The following is a 15083-nucleotide window of genomic DNA, read 5'->3' on the forward strand; positions in this document are numbered from 1 at the left end:
GGTTCCCCTTCACCGGTCTGGCGGCCGGCCGGGGGCGACGAGGAGAGGCCTGTGCGGCACGGAGTGAGCCGTGCCGCACAGGCGGTCAGTGGCTGCTGCGTGCCATCTCGCGCGTGCGATCGGATTCGGTGCGCAGGACTCCGGCGGCCGCGGCGGCGATGGCGCACAGCAGGGTCAGTAGCAGCAAGGCATGGTTCAGTGGCACGAGATGGGTCAGCCAGCCGATGACGGCGGGTCCGGAGAGCATGCCGAGGTAGCCGATCCCGGCGACGCGGGAGACATTGGCCCCTGTGGCGGAGGGGTCGACGCGCCCGGCCGCGCTGAAGAGCTGGGGGACACAGCCGGACAGTCCCAGGCCGAACAGCGCCCAGCCCGCGAACGCGGCCCACAGCCACGGCGAGACGGCCACGATCGTGATCCCGACGGCGGCCGTGGCCGCACCGTAGCGCAGGATGGCCATGGGCCCGAACCGGCCGGACATACGGTCGGCGAGCAGTCGGCCGGTGGTCATCGCCGCCGCGTAGGTGCCGTACCCGACGGCGGCGACGCTCGCAGATGCGCCGAGGATGTCCTTCAGGTGCAGAGCGCTCCAGTCGTTGGCGGCTCCCTCACTCAGCATGACCATCGCAGCCAGGGAAGCGAGGACCCAGATACGCCCGGAGGCCCGGCGCCGCTTCCCGGCAGGGGCCCCCTCACTCTCCGCGGTGGCGGCGGGCGCCGTCGCGGTCGGCAGCAGACCACGGGCCGACACCAGTGCCGTCGCAACGCCCACGAGTCCCACGGCGCCCATGCCCGCCGCCGGGCTCATCCCGGCGCTCGCCGCGCCGGCTCCGACGAGCGAGGCGAAGACGCCGCCGACGGAGAACATGGCGTGGAAGGCCGACATGACGGGCCGGTTGTATGCCTTCTCCACATGCACGGCGTGGGCGTTCATGCTCACGTCGAGCAGGCCGTTGCAGAAGCCGAAGACCAGCAGGGCACCCGCCAGCATCCAGGGATCCCGGGGCAGGCCGGGCAGCACCACAGCCACGCTGGACAGAACGCCGGCGACGGGAAGCACGACGCGTGCCCCGAGGCGGTCGGCCAGCCGGCCGGCCACCTGCATACCGGTGAAGGCCCCGATGCCCAGCAGCACCAGGAGGCTCCCCAGCGTCGCGTGGCTGATGCCCACGCGCTCCTCCATGGCGGGGATGTGCACCACCCAGGTGCCCATCAGGGTGCCGCAGAGGATGAAGTAGGCGAAGGTCGCCACACGGGCGGCTCGAAGCGGACGGTTCATACCGACCAACATAACGAACATTTCCAATGCGCGAAAGTCCATCTAGCAACCACATTGAATGTTCATTTCGAGTGGTGTTCAATCGCGGTATGAGCAACACAGACCGGCACGGGACGATCGCCCACGCCGTCAGGGAGTCGGGCAGCGCCACGGTCCAGGAACTCGCCGAGCTGACCGGCGCCTCGGAGATGACCATCCGACGCGACCTCGACACACTGTCCGCGCAAGGCGTCCTCGAACGCATCCGGGGCGGGGCGCGCACCCTGCTGCTCCGGGGCGAGGAGCCGCCCTTCGCGCTGCGTGCTCACGAGGCCGTCGACGCCAAGCGCCGCATCGCCGCCGAGGTGTCCTCGCTCATCGCCGACGGCGAGACCGTCCTCCTCGACAGCGGCACCACCTGCCTGGAGGTGGCCCGCCTCCTGCGTCAACGGCCGGTCAAAGTGATGCCCCTGTCGCTGCAGGCCATCCACCTACTCGGCGAAACGCCGGGCCCGACCACACTGATGGTGCCCGGCGGACGACCCCGCGCCGCCGAGGGAGCCCTCACCGGCCCCCTCACCCTCACCTCCCTGTCGGCACTGCGCTTCGACACCGCAGTCATCGGCTGCTGCGGCCTGAGCGCAGCCGAGGGCCTGACCGCCTACGACCTCGACGACGCGGCGGTGAAGAAGGCAAGCATCGCCTCCGCACGCCGCATCATCGTCGCTGCGGACGGCAGCAAACTCGGCCACACCGCCCACGCCTACGTCGGCCCGTCCACGCTCCTGCACACCCTCGTCACCGACACCACGGCGCCCGCCGAAGAAGTCGCCGCACTCGAAGCCGCGAGCACCGTTGTCAAGACAGTCTGACGAGCGGCGTCGGTCCGGGCTGGTGGTCAAGCAGTCGATCCAGCGCCCACCGACGAGGGCGGCCCAGCGCTCTGTCGTGCGGGACTCAATGCCGATGAGGTCGGGCAACCACGATGGGTCGCAGGTCGGTGATCGCTTCCGTCATGGCGGTGCGGCGTGCGGCGCGGACAGCAGGTCGAGGCGACGCAACGCGTCCGCGAGGCCCATGGGTTGCGCGCCCGGCCAGGGGCCTGCCCCGGCAGCAGGAAGGCCGGACCGCCGCCCCGGGACGAGCCGGCGGATCGCGGCCGCGCGTCGTCGTTGGGTGGGAGATCCCGGGAACGAAGGCAGAGTTCGAGCTCAAGGGATGTCGCACATTGGATCGACAGGCGGACCCGCGGAAGATGCCTGCGACTTCCTGGTGGACCGGTCCATCAGAGAGAGCCCGATGACGGCGATCACCGCGAAGGTGGCCGGTACGAGGAAGACATGGGGCAGGCCGACCGCCGCGACCCCCAGCCCACCGACGGACCCTCCCAGCGCGGAACTGAGCGCCGTGGAGCTCATGAAGATCGCGGAAGCGGTGGCCACGGCACTGGGGAGAAGGCGCTGGGCCATGATGATCCCGAGTGCCGCGAAGACCCCCCACACCCCGCCCATGAGGATCTGCCCGGCGAAGAGTCCGGGCGCGCTGCCGGTGGTGGCGAAGCAGACGTTGGCGGCGACGCCGAAGCCGGCCGCGACGACCATGAGCCGCATCATGCCGATCCTTCGGGCGGCCAGGACAGCGAACGGCATCAGTATCAGTTCCACCAGCGGCTGGATGCCGATGATCGCGCCTTCGATCCCGGAGGGGAGGTTCAGTCGATCGGTCATGTAGATCGGCAAGTATGCGTATTTGATTGGCTCGCCGGCGTACACGAACACATACAGCGCCGTGAACAGCAGCAGCGGTCGCATCGTCCGCACCTGCGTCCGAAGGGGGGCATCCGGCCGCATGGGCTTCGGCGACGGGTTCACGTGCGCCGGTTTCGACGGCGTCCGGAGCATGCCCAGCGGGACGAGCTGCAGCAGGGTGCACAGTGCGGTGGCGAACAGCATGGGCCGCAGTCCGAAGCGGGCCGCGAGGATGGCTCCGGCGGACGGTCCGACGATCCAGCCGGCGGTCAGCGCCATCCGCACGATGGAGACCACGCCGTCGCCGGCCGCGCTGGGGTGGATGCTCAGTTCGTCGTGGATGGCCGCGAAGATCTGGGAGGCGGCGGCACCGGCGAAGCCGAGGACGACGGCGCTGATGGCGAAGGGCATCCACAGCTGCGTCGCGCAGGCGATGCCCGCCCAGCCCAGGAAGCCCGCTACAGCGCACAGGCGGGACAGTCCCAGCCGTCCCCCGGTGCGGTCGGACCGTGCACCGACCAGGTAGCCGGCCACCGGCGCGGTCAGGCTGGTGAGGTAGAACAGGCCGGCGGTGGTCAGCGAGCCGCCCAGCTCCTTGGTCAGGAACAGGGCGATCTGCGGCGCGGCCGCAGACTGCCCCAGCCCCGCCAGGAACAGGGCGATGGTCGCGCCGCGGTACAGGGGCGAGGCCAGGACCAGCCGGAGCGCGGAGTCCCGTGCCGGAACCGCGCTCGCCACCGCTCCCGGGACCACGTCTTCGATGGAACCCGGCTGCCGCCCGATGCCGTCACGTTGGCTCATGCGCTGACTGGTGTCCTCCCTGCGGGCGTTCCGGCGCCCGCCTCAACCAACGATGTTTCTTGCCGACCGACCCGCCGCGGTGATCCTGCCGGTCGGCCGGCGCAAGACTGCAGATACGGTCAGTCGGTCCACCAGAGGGTGCTGTCCCCCGGTAGCACGACATGGTTTTCCGCTACGTGGATCCCGTCCGTGGCACTCGCCAACAGCAGTTGGCCGTGCACGGGTATGCGTGCAGGCTCCTGTGTCGTGTTTGAGGTGCACACAAGGCGTCGACCGTCTTCCGCGGTCCGGCGGAAGGCAAGAACACCGGCCGCCGCATCAAGCCACTGAACGCAGTTCCCTGCCCCGAGCGCAGAGTGCTGGCGCCGAACAGCCAGAGCCATTCGATACAGTTCGAGCGTGGACTCGGGCCTGCCGGACTGTGCCTCAACGCTCAACCGGCCCCAGTCCGCGGGTTGGGGCAGCCAGGAACCTCCCGAGCCGAATCCGTACGACGGCCCGCTGACGGTCCAGGGTATGGGCACCCGGCAACCGTCACGGAACCCGTCCTGGCCACGTGCACGGCGGAACGACGGGTCCTGGCGTGCCCCGTCCGGCAGCGAGACGACGTCTGGCAGGCCGAGTTCCTCGCCCTGCCACAGGTAGGCGGAGCCGGGCAGCGCCAGCATCAGCAGCGTCGCGGCACGGGCGCGGCGCAGCCCGAGCTCCACGTCCCCCGCGGTGCCGATCTGGGTGCCGAGGCCGGGCGGGTTCGCGAAGCGGGTGGTGTGCCGGGTGACGTCGTGGTTGGACAGCACCCATGTCGTGGGAGCGCCGACGGGGCGCATGGCGTCGAGGGAGCTGTCGATGACGTCGCGCAGCTCCTCGGCGTCCCAGTAGGCGCTCAGGTAGTGGAAGTTGAAGGCCTGGTGGAGTTCATCGGGTCGTACGTAGAGGGCGGTGCGCTCCGCGGTCGGCGTCCACGCCTCGGCGACGAAGACACAGTCGTCTCCGTATTCTTCGAGGACTTTCCGCCAGCCTCGGTAGATCTCGTGCACTCCGTCCTGATCGAAGAACGGCATCGTGTCGTTGCCGAGCAGCGTCAGCTGGTCGCCCGTGCCGATGTCCGGGAGCCCGGCCGCCTTCACCAGTCCGTGGGCGACATCGACGCGGAAGCCGTCGACACCCGTGTCGAGCCAGAAGCGGAGGATGGAGCGGAATTCCTCGTCGACGGCGGGGTGTTCCCAGTTGAGGTCGGGTTGCTCGGAGGCGAACAGGTGGAGGTACCACTCCCCGCCCTCGACCCGCGTCCAGGCCGGGCCGCCGAATATGGACTCCCAGTCGTTGGGGGGCAGTTCGCCGTTCTCGCCCTTGCCGGAGTGGAAGTGGAATCGCTTGCGCAGCGGGGAGCCCGGTCCGTCCTGGATCGCCTTCCGGAACCACGCGTGCTGGTCGGACACGTGGTTGGGGACGACGTCGACGATGATGCGCAGCCCGAGCGCGTGGGCGTCGCGGATGAGGGCGTCGGCGTCGAGGAGGTCGCCGAACATGGGGGCGACGGCCCGGTAGTCGGCGACGTCGTAGCCCGCGTCCGCCTGCGGCGATTCGTAGAACGGGCTGAGCCATACGGCATCGACGCCGAGCTCCTTGAGGTAAGGCAACCGGCTGCGGATGCCTTCGAGGTCTCCCATCCCGTCGCCGTTGCCGTCGGCGAAGCTGCGCGGGTAGACCTGGTAGATCACCGCGTCCCGCCACCACTCGGGCTGACTCGCGGTCGCGGGGTCGGTGATCTGGGACTGGTCGACTGGGTGTTGACTCATGATGTCCTTGTTCTGCGTGGTGGGGCTGAGGACAGCGCGCGTCGGCAGCAGGACGCGACGGCTGCCCCCGGCCGTCGCCAGGTTCCGGCCCGGGTCGATCGGTGGCGCGCCGCTCGGGTCACGCGGACGCGATCGCGAGGGTGTTGCTGATCTGCGGCGAGGTGATACTGCGGCCGGCCTCGATGGCGTAGGCGCCCGGCTCCGTCGTCCATTGCCCGGCGGTTTCGTCCCAGATCTGGAAGGTGCGGTCGGGCAGGTCGATCGTCGCCTCGACGCTCTCGCCGGCCCCCGCTTCGACGGTGGCGAAGCCTGCGAGCCAGCGCACCGGCCGCTCGACCCGGCGATCGGCCGGAGTGACATAGACCTGGACGACTTCGCGCCCTCGTCGTGTGCCGGTGTTGCGCAGCCGGACCGTGAGGGTGCGACCCGCCAGGTCCAGCCTTTCGTAGGACCAGTCGGTGTAGCCCAGGCCGTGGCCGAAGGGATAGGCGGGGGCGATCCCGGTCCGCTGCCAGGCGCGGTAGCCGATGAAGATGCCTTCGTCGTAGTGCAACGTGCCGTTCTCGGGGACCACCTGCGTCACCGGCGCGTCCTCCAGGCGCACGGGCCAGGTGGTGGGGAGACGGCCGCCCGGTTCCTCGATACCGAGCAGGACGTCGGCGAGTGCAGCGCCCGCCTCCTGCCCGGGGAACCAGGCGATCAGTACGGCGGCCACTTCCTCCCGCCAGGGCAGCTCCACCGGGGCGCCGGCGTTGACGACCACGATGGTGCGGGGGTTGGCGGCGGCGACGCGGGAGACGAGTTCGTCCTGGCGGCCGGGCAGCTTGAGCGAGGTGCGGTCGGCGCCTTCGCCCTCCACGGTCTCGGTGGTCGCCACGACCACCACGGCGACGTCGGCGGCCTCGGCGGCCGTGACCGCCTCCTCGATCAGTTCGTCGGCGTCGCGCTCCGGTTCGCGGTACATGAGCGAGAAGACGACCGCCTGGTTGTGGGCCTCCACCGGCTTCGGGGCGATGTGGAACAGGCTGACTTCGACCGGTTGCCCGGCGGTGAGGTCGGCGGTTCCGCAGGAGACCGGCGAGGTGAAGTAGGCGGCAAGCGGATCATCCGTCTCCGGTGCATCGGTCTCGTCGTCGTAGCGCACCTGACCGTTCACGATCAAGCGGAGGTGTCCCAGCCCCTTGAAACCGAAGGTGTGCGCTCCGCTCTTGCGCGGCGTGAAGGTACCCACTGTTTCCACGCTGTGCAGAGTCTCGTACGACACCCCCTCGGGCATGTCGGTGCCGGACCACTGCACCTCGGCCGTGGGCAGGGCGCTCTCACCCAGCACGTGTCCCTCGGCGTCTCGCACGATGGCGCGCAGGCTGAAACCCTCGGCGGCGAGGTCGAGTTCGTCGGTGAGCCGGGTGCCGAGGCAGTAGGTGAGGTGGACGTCGTCCGGCAGGGCCTGGCGCAGCCCGTCCAGCGGGGAGACCACTCGCTCGGGGAACACCTGGGCCGCTCCCCCGCCCATCACTCGGGCATCCCGCGCCGCGCTGCCGATGAGCGCGATGTCCCGCAGCACCGTGGCGTCGAGGGGCAGCGCCGCGTTCTCGTTGCGGAGCAGCACGAAGCCCCGGTATGCGACCTCCCGGGCGAGTGCGGTGCCGTCGATCGGCATGGGCGGCTCGGGGACGGCCGGGGGCGCGCCCTCCAGGAGTCCGACGCGGGCCGCGAGCAGCAGCACACGCCTGACGGCGTCGTCGACCAGGGACTCCTTCACGAGTCCCTCGCGCACGGCCCGGGCCAACGGGCCGCCGTACACCGTCTGCGGGCCGGGCATGGCCACGTCCATGCCGCCGGTGATGGCGCCGACGGTGTCGCGAGCGGCCATCCAGTCCGAGACGACACAGCCGTCGAAGCCCCACTCGCCGCGCAGGACCTCGTTCTGCAGGTAGTGGTGCTCGGTCATGGTGGGGCCGTTGACCGCGTTGTACGCGGACATGATGCCCCAGGGGTGGGCCTTCTCGACGACCGTCTCGAATGGGGCGAGGTACAGCTCGCGCAGGGCGCGCGGGCTCACGATGTTGTTCACCGAGTAGCGGGCGGTCTCGGCCTCGTTGGCGACGAAGTGCTTGGCGGTGGTGCCCACACCACCGTCCTGCACTCCGGCGACGTAGGCGGCGGCCAGGACACCGGTGAGATACGGATCTTCACTGAACGCCTCGAAGTGCCGCCCGCCCAGCGGGGACCGGTGCAGGTTGATCGTCGGACCGAGCAGGACGTGCACGCCCTTGCGGCGCGCCTCCTGTGCCAGCAACCAGCCGACTCGCCGGGCGAGTTCAGGGTCCCAGGAGGCAGCCAGCGCGGTGCCGCTGGGCAGGGCGATCGACGGATCCTCGGGCGTCCAGCGCACTCCGCGCACGCCGATCGGGCCGTCGGAGAACACCAGTGGCCGCAGCCCGATCCCTGGCAGGTCCGGCAGGGCCCATTCGTCCTGGCCGGCGAGCAGCCGTGCTTTGGTGTCGAGGTCGAGTCGGGCGAGGGCGGCCTCGACGACCCGCATGCGCTCGGTGTCGGTCATGGTGCGTGCTCTCCGATCAGTTCGCTGAGGTACGCGTAGCTCTTGGTGGCCGCTTCGAGGGAGCCGCACTCCACGGAGAGCACGACGTCGTGGTCGGCCTTGGCGAGCGTGGCGACGATGCGCTCCCAGTCGATGACGCCCTCGCCGCAGGCGCAGCCGAGCATGCCGCGGACCTTGCCGCGGTAGCGGGCGGCGTCCTCGTGCGAGATGTCCTTGGCGTGCAGGTGGGTGACCCGGTCGACGATGGACTCCAGCCAGGCGTGGGGGTCGTTGCCGCTGAGGTAGCTGTTGCCGGTGTCGAGGTTGATGGTCAGCGCCGGGCTGTCGATGAGCTTCATGAGCCGGTCGAGCCGCTCGGGGGTGGCGGTGTACTCGCCGTGGGTCTCGACAGCGATGGCGATGCCGCGCGGTTCCGCGACCAGGGCGGCCTCCTGGAGGGTGTACCGCATGAGGGTGTAGTTCTCCTCCTCGGTGGTCCAGGACGGCATTGGCCCGTCGTCGATCATGATCATCGGGGCGCCGCACTCGGCGGCGTAGCGGATCGACTGCCGCAGGTATTCGACGCTTACCTCAGGCTTGGCGAGCGGCGCGTGGCTGGACAGCGACGAGATGCTCAGCCCGCGGCTCTCCGCCGCCCGCTTCAGGCGCAGCGGGTCGTCGAGCATGGAGATGCTGTGGAAGTACCCTGCGGCGCTGAGGAGTTCGCGGCCCCAGTGGACCATCGGCTCGACGTACCTGTAGCCGATCTCGGCGGCGTGATCCATGGCCCACTCGAAGGAGCCGTTCTCGAACCGGGCGAATTCCAGGTTCAGTCCGAGCTTGATGTTGCCCATCTCGCGTGAACCTCCCTTCTTCCTAGAAGCCGCGGCCCTGGACGTACTCGTCGCGGGTCTGGCCGTGGTAGGCGGGGACGGTGATGTCCCACCAGCCGGTCGGGTGCATCTCGGTCCAGGGCAGTTCGTGGGCGCTCATGGCCTCGATGACCACGGGGCCGGGGGTCTCGAAGGCGCGGCGTACGGCGTCCTCGAGCTTCTCCGGGTCCTCGACGCGCTCGGCGGTGCAGCCGAGGGAGCGGGCGAACTCGGTGATGTCGGCGAAGTACGGCTTGCCGTCCTTCGTGGTCCAGCCGCTGACGATCTGGCGCTCGCGGCCGAAGAGGTTGATCTGGAGGTCCTTGATCGCCTCCCAGCCGCCGTTGTTGAGCACGACGACCACGAGCGGCAGGCCGAGCATGGCGGCGGTGGCGAGTTCGGTGCCCGTCTGCAGGAAGCTGCCGTCGCCGACCATCGCCAGGACGGGCTTGTCGCCGGCACCGACCTGCGCGCCGATCGCCGCCGGCAGGCCGAAGCCGATGCCCGACATACCGCCGGCCACGATGTTGGTGCGGGGTCCGTAGACCGGGAATTCGTTGAAGGCCTGGTTGGCGGGGTTGCTGGAGTCCGTGACGAGGATGCCGTCGCGCGGGAGAGCCTTGCGGATCTCCACCATGGCGCGTGAGTTGGTCATCGGCAGGTAGTCGGTCGTCCGCATCGGGCGCAGGTGCTCCTCCCACTGCGCCTTGAGGTCCCGCAGCTCGGCGAAGTAGGCGGAGGCGCGCCAGTCCGGGGCCTCGCCCAGCTTCGCCAGCTCGCTCAACAGGGAGGCAAGGCAGGACTTGGCGTCGCCCACGATGCCGACCTCGGCGGGGTAGTTGCGGCCGATCTCGAAGCCGTCGATGTCGATCTGCACCAGCTTGGTGTCCGGGATGCTGAAGGTGACGCCGGGCTTGTACGAGGAGGTGATGCGGTCGCTGAAGCGGCAGCCGACGGCGAGGATCACGTCGGCGGTCCGGGTGACGGCGTTGCCGGGGATCGAGCCCATGTCGCCGCAGGGCCAGGCGTACAGGTCGTGGTCGGCGGGGAAGGCGCCCTTGCCCATGAAGGAGTGGGTCACCGGAGCGCCGAGCCGCTCGGCGACGGCCAGGAGTTCCTCGCTCGCCTCGGAGGCGATCACACCGCCGCCGGTCAGGATGACCGGGCGCTGGGCGCCCGCGAGCAGTCGGGCCGCCTCGGAGATCTGCCCCGGGTCGCCTCCCGTCCGGCCGTGCGCGCGCCGTCGCTGCGTCACCTCCGGCTCGTACTCGCCGTACTCGGCCTGCAGGTCCTGGGGAATGTCGAGCAGGACCGGGCCGCGCCGGCCCTCGTACATCGTGTTGAAGGCCTGCGCCAGGACGGTGGGCAGCTGGTCGACCCGGTTCGGCTGCCACCAGCGCTTGACGACCGGTTCGGCCATGCGCGGGAAGTTGTTGCCGTGCGGCCGGTCGATCTCCTGCAGGACGCCCCGGTTCTCCATGTACGTGTGGACGGCACCGGTGATCAGCAGGAAGGGCTGGGAGTCGGCGAAGGCCGTGGTGAGGCCGGTGAGCGTGTTGGTCGCGCCCGGGCCGATGGACGTACAGCACACGGCGACCTTGCCGGTGGCACGGTAATAGCCGTCGGCCATGTGGGCGGCGCCCTGTTCGTGCATGGCCGGGACGACCTCGATCTCGTCGGCGCGGTCGACGAACGCGTCGAGGAGTGCTGTGTTGCCGTGTCCGGGGATGGCGAAGACCTTCTCGACTCCTTCGCGGATGAGGAAGTCGACGACGATCTGGCCGCCGCTGTACTGGGGCATGGCTACCTCTTGGTCGTGTGCTGGGCGGGGGCGGTTACGGAGGTGGAGGCGTTGTCGGGCGTGGTGCCGGTGAGGTGGTCCGCGACCCGTAGGGCGTTCGCAGCGATGGTCAGCGCCGGGTTCATCACCGGCAGCGACGGGAAGAAGGCGGAGTCGACGACGTAGAGGTTGTCGACGTCGTGGGAGCGGCAGTCGGCGTCGAGGGCGGAGGCCGCCGGATCGCTGCCGGCCCGCACGGTGCCGGCCTGGTGGGAGTTGACCTCGATGCCCGTGGTCTGGCTGAAGACCAGGGGATATCCCATACCGCGCAGGAGCTTGCGGGTCTCGCGGACGAGGACCTCGTGTGCGCGGACGTTGTTGGGGACCCAGCGGATCTGGATGTCACCCTTAGGAGTCAGCGAGACCCGGTTCTCCGGATCCGGCATGTCCTCGGTGAACAGCCACCAGTCCATGCTGCGATGCGCGGCATAGCTCAGAGCCCACTTGGGGATGGCCGGGCGCCGGCCGGCCAGCATCTCCGCCTGGAGCTTGCCGATGAGCTGCACATGGCCCAGCGGATAGGGATGGTCCGCGGTGCCCTTGGTGTAGAAGTCGTTGAAGTACAGGGTCTTCTGGAACTCGGCGGTGTTCTTCCGGGTCGGATGGACGGCCACCATCACCGTGTTGTTGTGGACCATGTAGTGCCGACCGACGGTTCCGGAGGAGTTGCCAAGGCCCTGCGGGTGCTGGTCGGTCGCCGAACGCAGTAGCAGGGCGGCCGAGTTGACGGCTCCGCAGGAGACGATGACGGTTCCGGCATCGATGCTGATAGAGGTGCCGCTGTGGGTGACGTCCACGCCGGTCGCGCGGGTCCCGGTCGCATCAGTCCGTACACGGGCGACATACGCGTTGGTCAACAGCTCCACCGAGCCGGACTCCAGGGCGGGGCGGACACAGCGGACGTCGGCGTCGGACTTCGCCAGCACGCGGCAGGGAAACCCGTCGCAGGTGGCACAGCGGATGCAGCTGCCGCCGTCGCGCAGGTCGATGCCGAGCGGAATGTTCGAGGGCGTGAAGCCCATGCGCTTCATCGCGTCGGCCGCCTCCTGGACGGGAGGCTCGTGGCCAATGGCCGGATAGGGGAAGGGCTCGGAGCGCTCCAGCGTCGGGTCGTCGAACTGGTCGCCGTGCACCCGGTAGAGCTGCTCTGCGCGCAGGTAGTAGGGCCGCAGGTCGTCGTACTGGAAGGGCCATGCGGGAGAGGTGCCGTCCGCGTGCTCCGTCGCCCTGAAGTCCTCGCGGCGGAAACGCACCAGAGAAGAGCCGTACAGCTTGGTATTGCCGCCGACGTAGTAGTAGTTACCGGGGGTGAAGGCCTTCCCCTGGGGGTCGTACCACTGCTCGGCATTCTGGTACCGGTGCTTCACGAAAATCGCCTCGGCGTCCCAGTTCTGCTTCTCCTGCGGCAGGAAATCACCGCGCTCGATCAGCAGCACGCTGGCACCGGAGTCCTTCAGGGCGTACGCCATCGTGGCACCGCCCATGCCGGAGCCCACGATCACGAAGTCGTAGTGCGACCTCGTCGGGCCGTCGTCGGGAAGGGTTGGTTCTACGGTCACGGGGCTTCGTCCCTCGCTGAGATCCGGGCTTGCGAAAGATTTTGGTTATTCGATTAACCAAATAGGAGGCTAACAGCCTGGCCTGCGGTGTCAACGGCTAAGGTGGGGGCCGTCCGGGAGAGGGGAACAAGCACCCGTGGTCACGATGCGCGACGTCGCCCAGGCGGCGGGGGTGTCCCAGGCCGCGGTCTCGTACGCCTACAACCGTCCCGGCAAACTCTCTGAAGCACAGCGGGACCGCATCTTCCAGGTCGCCGAGGAACTCGGCTACATCGGACCGCACGCCACCGGCCGCAGCCTGCGTACCGGTCTGGTCGGCGCCCTCGGCCTGATGATCACCGACTCGCTGCCCTACGCCTTCGACGATCCGGCCACCGCCGCGCTCCTCAAGGGCATCTCCGAGGTCGGAGAACTTTCCGAGGTGGCCCTGACCCTGCTGCCCTGCCCGCTGGAGTCGGACCGGATGGCACAGGGTTCGGGGGTATTGCTGCGCGGTCTGGTGGACGGGTTCCTCGCCTATGCGATGCCCGAGGGACATCCCGCGGTGGAGACCGTCCTGCGGCGGCGACTGCCGGTCGTGATCATCGACGGCCCGAATCCGGGCGGGCTGCCCCGGGTGGGCATCCGCGACCGTGAGGCCGCGCGCGAGGCGGCGTCGTACGTGCTGTCGCTCGGGCACCGCTCGGTCGGCATCCTGGTCGACCGGCTCCTGCCCGACGGCCACAGCGGGCTTGTCACTCCGGCCAGACGGCGGCAGGCTCGCGACCTGGTGATGAAGGAGCGGCTGGCCGGCTACGCGGCCGCCTTCCGCTCCGCGGGCATCCCCTGGAGCTCTGCAACCATCGTCGAGGCGGGTGGATTCCACGAGGAGGCCTCGCTGGCAGCCGCCGAGTCCCTGCTCGGGGGAGAGCCAGTGAGCGCCGTTCTCGCCGCCACCGACGTCCTCGCCCTTGCCACGATCGGTGCTGCCCGGCGGCGGGGCCTGCGCATCCCGCAGGACCTGTCGGTGATCGGTTTCGACGACCTGCCGGTGGCGGCCGCCGCCGACCTGTCCACCGTGCGGCAGCCCCTGGTCGAGAAGGGCCGGCAGGCGGCTCGCCTGCTGCTGGGTGTCATCGGGGGCGAGGAGCCGCGGGAGATCGTCCTGCCGACGGAGTTGGTCGTGCGGGCGACCACCGCTCCTCCGGGCGGCTGAGGGGAAGATTGACACGGCTACGACCTCGCGTCGCCGAGGCGTACGTCGTGCCCCGTCCACGGCAGCGGGGCCCCGCCGTGGCGCGCGGCACGCAGGTCGCCGGAGCGGGCGTGTCCCTCGAAGTTCTCCAGCCGGGAGGCCCGGCCGCAGATCTCGCCGAGCATGGCGCTGCTGCCGGTGTCGCGGATCTCCTGGTAGGTGACGGTCTTGAGGTACTTGCCGACCCACAGACCGCCGGTGTAGCGGGCGGCGCCCAGCGTCGGCAGCACGTGGTTGGTGCCGATGACCTTGTCGCCGTACGCGACACAGGTGTCCTGGCCGAGGAACAGCGCCCCGTAGTCCCGCATACCGGTGAGCGCGTCGCGCGGCTCGGCGGTGAAGATCTGCACGTGTTCGCTCGCGTAGGTGTCGGCCAGGGCGAAGGCCTCCTCCTGGTTCTCCACCAGGAGGACCTCGCCGTGGTCGCGCCAGGCCGCCCCGGCGACCTTGCCGGTCGGCAGATCGGGCAGCAGCGCGTCGACGTACCCGATGGCGCGCAGGCCGACCTCGCGTGAGGTGGTGATGAGCACGGCCGGGGAGTCGGGACCGTGCTCCGCCTGGCTGAGCAGGTCCACGGCGATGGTGAACGGGTCCGCGGTCTCGTCGGCGACGATCAGCACCTCGGTCGGGCCGGCGAACAGGTCGATGCCGACCTCGCCGAAGAGCTGCCGCTTGGCCTCCGCCACGTACGCGTTGCCGGGACCGGCCAGCATGTTGACCGGATCGATCGTCTCGGTGCCCAGCGCGAGGGCGGCCACGGCCTGCACACCGCCGAGTACGTGGATCTCCTCGGCGCCGGCCAGGTGCATGGCGGCGACGCTGATGGGCGGCGGTGCCCCTTCGTTGGGCGGGGTCGTGGCGGCGACCCGCTCCACGCCGGCGACCTTGGCCGTGACGATGGTCATGTGCGCCGACGCCGTCAGCGGATACCGGCCACCGGGGACGTAGGCTCCGGCAGCCGTCACCGGGATGTTGCGCTGCCCGAGGAAGACGCCCGGAAGTGTCTCGATCTCGAAGTCGTGGACGGAATCTCGCTGTGCCTGGGCGAAGTTCTGCACCTGCCGCTGCACGAACCGCAGGTCGTCGAGAACGCTCGTCGGAACTCCGGCGACGATCGACCTGATCTCGTCGGCGGCGAGCCGGTACGAGGGCCTGTCCCAGGCGTCGAACTTCGTCGAGTACCGGCGGACCGCCTCGTCCCCATGGGCACGTACGTCCGCGATGATCTCGGCCACTGTGTCGACGACATCGGGACGACTGCTGTGCACGCTGCTCTTGGACGTCGCGGACTTGAGTACGACGGGCACGGCTGGGTCTCCTCGCGGGGGTGAAAAAGACGGGAAATGAGGGGGATTGTGCAGCGCTCAGCGCTGCCAGGTGGCGCGGGTAGCGCTCTCGACGGTCAGTCTCGCCGTCGCGCGCCGCCGCGC

At 69.7% G+C, this 15083-nt stretch carries 10 protein-coding genes; 2 read left to right on the forward strand and 8 right to left on the reverse strand.

The features are described 5' to 3' along the window. Positions 1 to 85: 85 nt before the first annotated feature. Positions 86 to 1279 carry an MFS transporter gene (locus AB0I69_RS45655; RefSeq protein ID WP_363101759.1) on the reverse strand — a complete coding sequence of 398 codons (1194 nt, stop codon included), beginning with the start codon at positions 1277 to 1279 and terminating at the stop codon, positions 86 to 88. 89 nt (positions 1280 to 1368) lie between these two features. On the opposite strand from AB0I69_RS45655, the gene AB0I69_RS45660 reads away from it, so the two are divergent. Beyond that, complete coding sequence (locus tag AB0I69_RS45660) at positions 1369 to 2130, forward strand: DeoR/GlpR family DNA-binding transcription regulator (protein ID WP_363101760.1); 762 nt, start codon at positions 1369 to 1371, stop codon at positions 2128 to 2130. Positions 2131 to 2469: 339 nt separating this feature from the next. On the opposite strand, the gene AB0I69_RS45665 is transcribed toward AB0I69_RS45660, so the two are convergent. From AB0I69_RS45665 to AB0I69_RS45690, 6 genes are all read right to left on the reverse strand, one after another. Beyond that, positions 2470 to 3807, reverse strand: coding sequence for an MFS transporter (locus tag AB0I69_RS45665; protein ID WP_363101761.1), 1338 nt, complete (start codon positions 3805 to 3807; stop codon positions 2470 to 2472). 119 nt (positions 3808 to 3926) lie between these two features. Continuing rightward, a complete protein-coding gene (locus tag AB0I69_RS45670) occupies positions 3927 to 5606 on the reverse strand; it encodes a glycoside hydrolase family 13 protein (protein ID WP_363101762.1) in 1680 nt (559 codons plus the stop codon). A 118-nt stretch (positions 5607 to 5724) separates the two neighbouring features. Beyond that, entirely contained in the window at positions 5725 to 8169 is a 2445-nt protein-coding gene (locus AB0I69_RS45675; protein ID WP_363101763.1) for a glycoside hydrolase family 3 C-terminal domain-containing protein, read from the reverse strand. Then, positions 8166 to 9002, reverse strand: coding sequence for a sugar phosphate isomerase/epimerase family protein (locus tag AB0I69_RS45680; protein WP_363101764.1), 837 nt, complete (start codon positions 9000 to 9002; stop codon positions 8166 to 8168). Before AB0I69_RS45680 ends, AB0I69_RS45675 begins: the two co-directional genes overlap by 4 nt. A gap of 22 nt (positions 9003 to 9024) precedes the next feature. Next, complete coding sequence (locus AB0I69_RS45685; RefSeq protein ID WP_363101765.1) at positions 9025 to 10821, reverse strand: thiamine pyrophosphate-binding protein; 1797 nt, start codon at positions 10819 to 10821, stop codon at positions 9025 to 9027. Between the two features lie 2 nt (positions 10822 to 10823). Next, positions 10824 to 12419 (reverse strand): GMC family oxidoreductase, encoded by a 1596-nt coding sequence (locus AB0I69_RS45690; RefSeq protein WP_363101766.1) that lies wholly within the window; start codon positions 12417 to 12419, stop codon positions 10824 to 10826. Between the two features lie 145 nt (positions 12420 to 12564). Here AB0I69_RS45690 and AB0I69_RS45695 point away from each other — a divergent pair, with 145 nt between their 5' ends. Then, positions 12565 to 13614, forward strand: a complete 1050-nt coding sequence (locus AB0I69_RS45695) for a LacI family DNA-binding transcriptional regulator (RefSeq protein ID WP_363101792.1) — start codon at positions 12565 to 12567, stop codon at positions 13612 to 13614. Positions 13615 to 13631: 17 nt separating this feature from the next. Here the strand turns inward: AB0I69_RS45695 and hisD are convergent, their stop codons facing one another. Then, a complete protein-coding gene (gene hisD, locus AB0I69_RS45700) occupies positions 13632 to 14960 on the reverse strand; it encodes a histidinol dehydrogenase (RefSeq protein ID WP_363101767.1) in 1329 nt (442 codons plus the stop codon). Positions 14961 to 15083 lie beyond the last annotated feature (123 nt).

Source organism: Streptomyces sp. NPDC050508, assembly GCF_040655155.1.
In the GTDB taxonomy this organism is placed as follows: domain Bacteria; phylum Actinomycetota; class Actinomycetes; order Streptomycetales; family Streptomycetaceae; genus Streptomyces.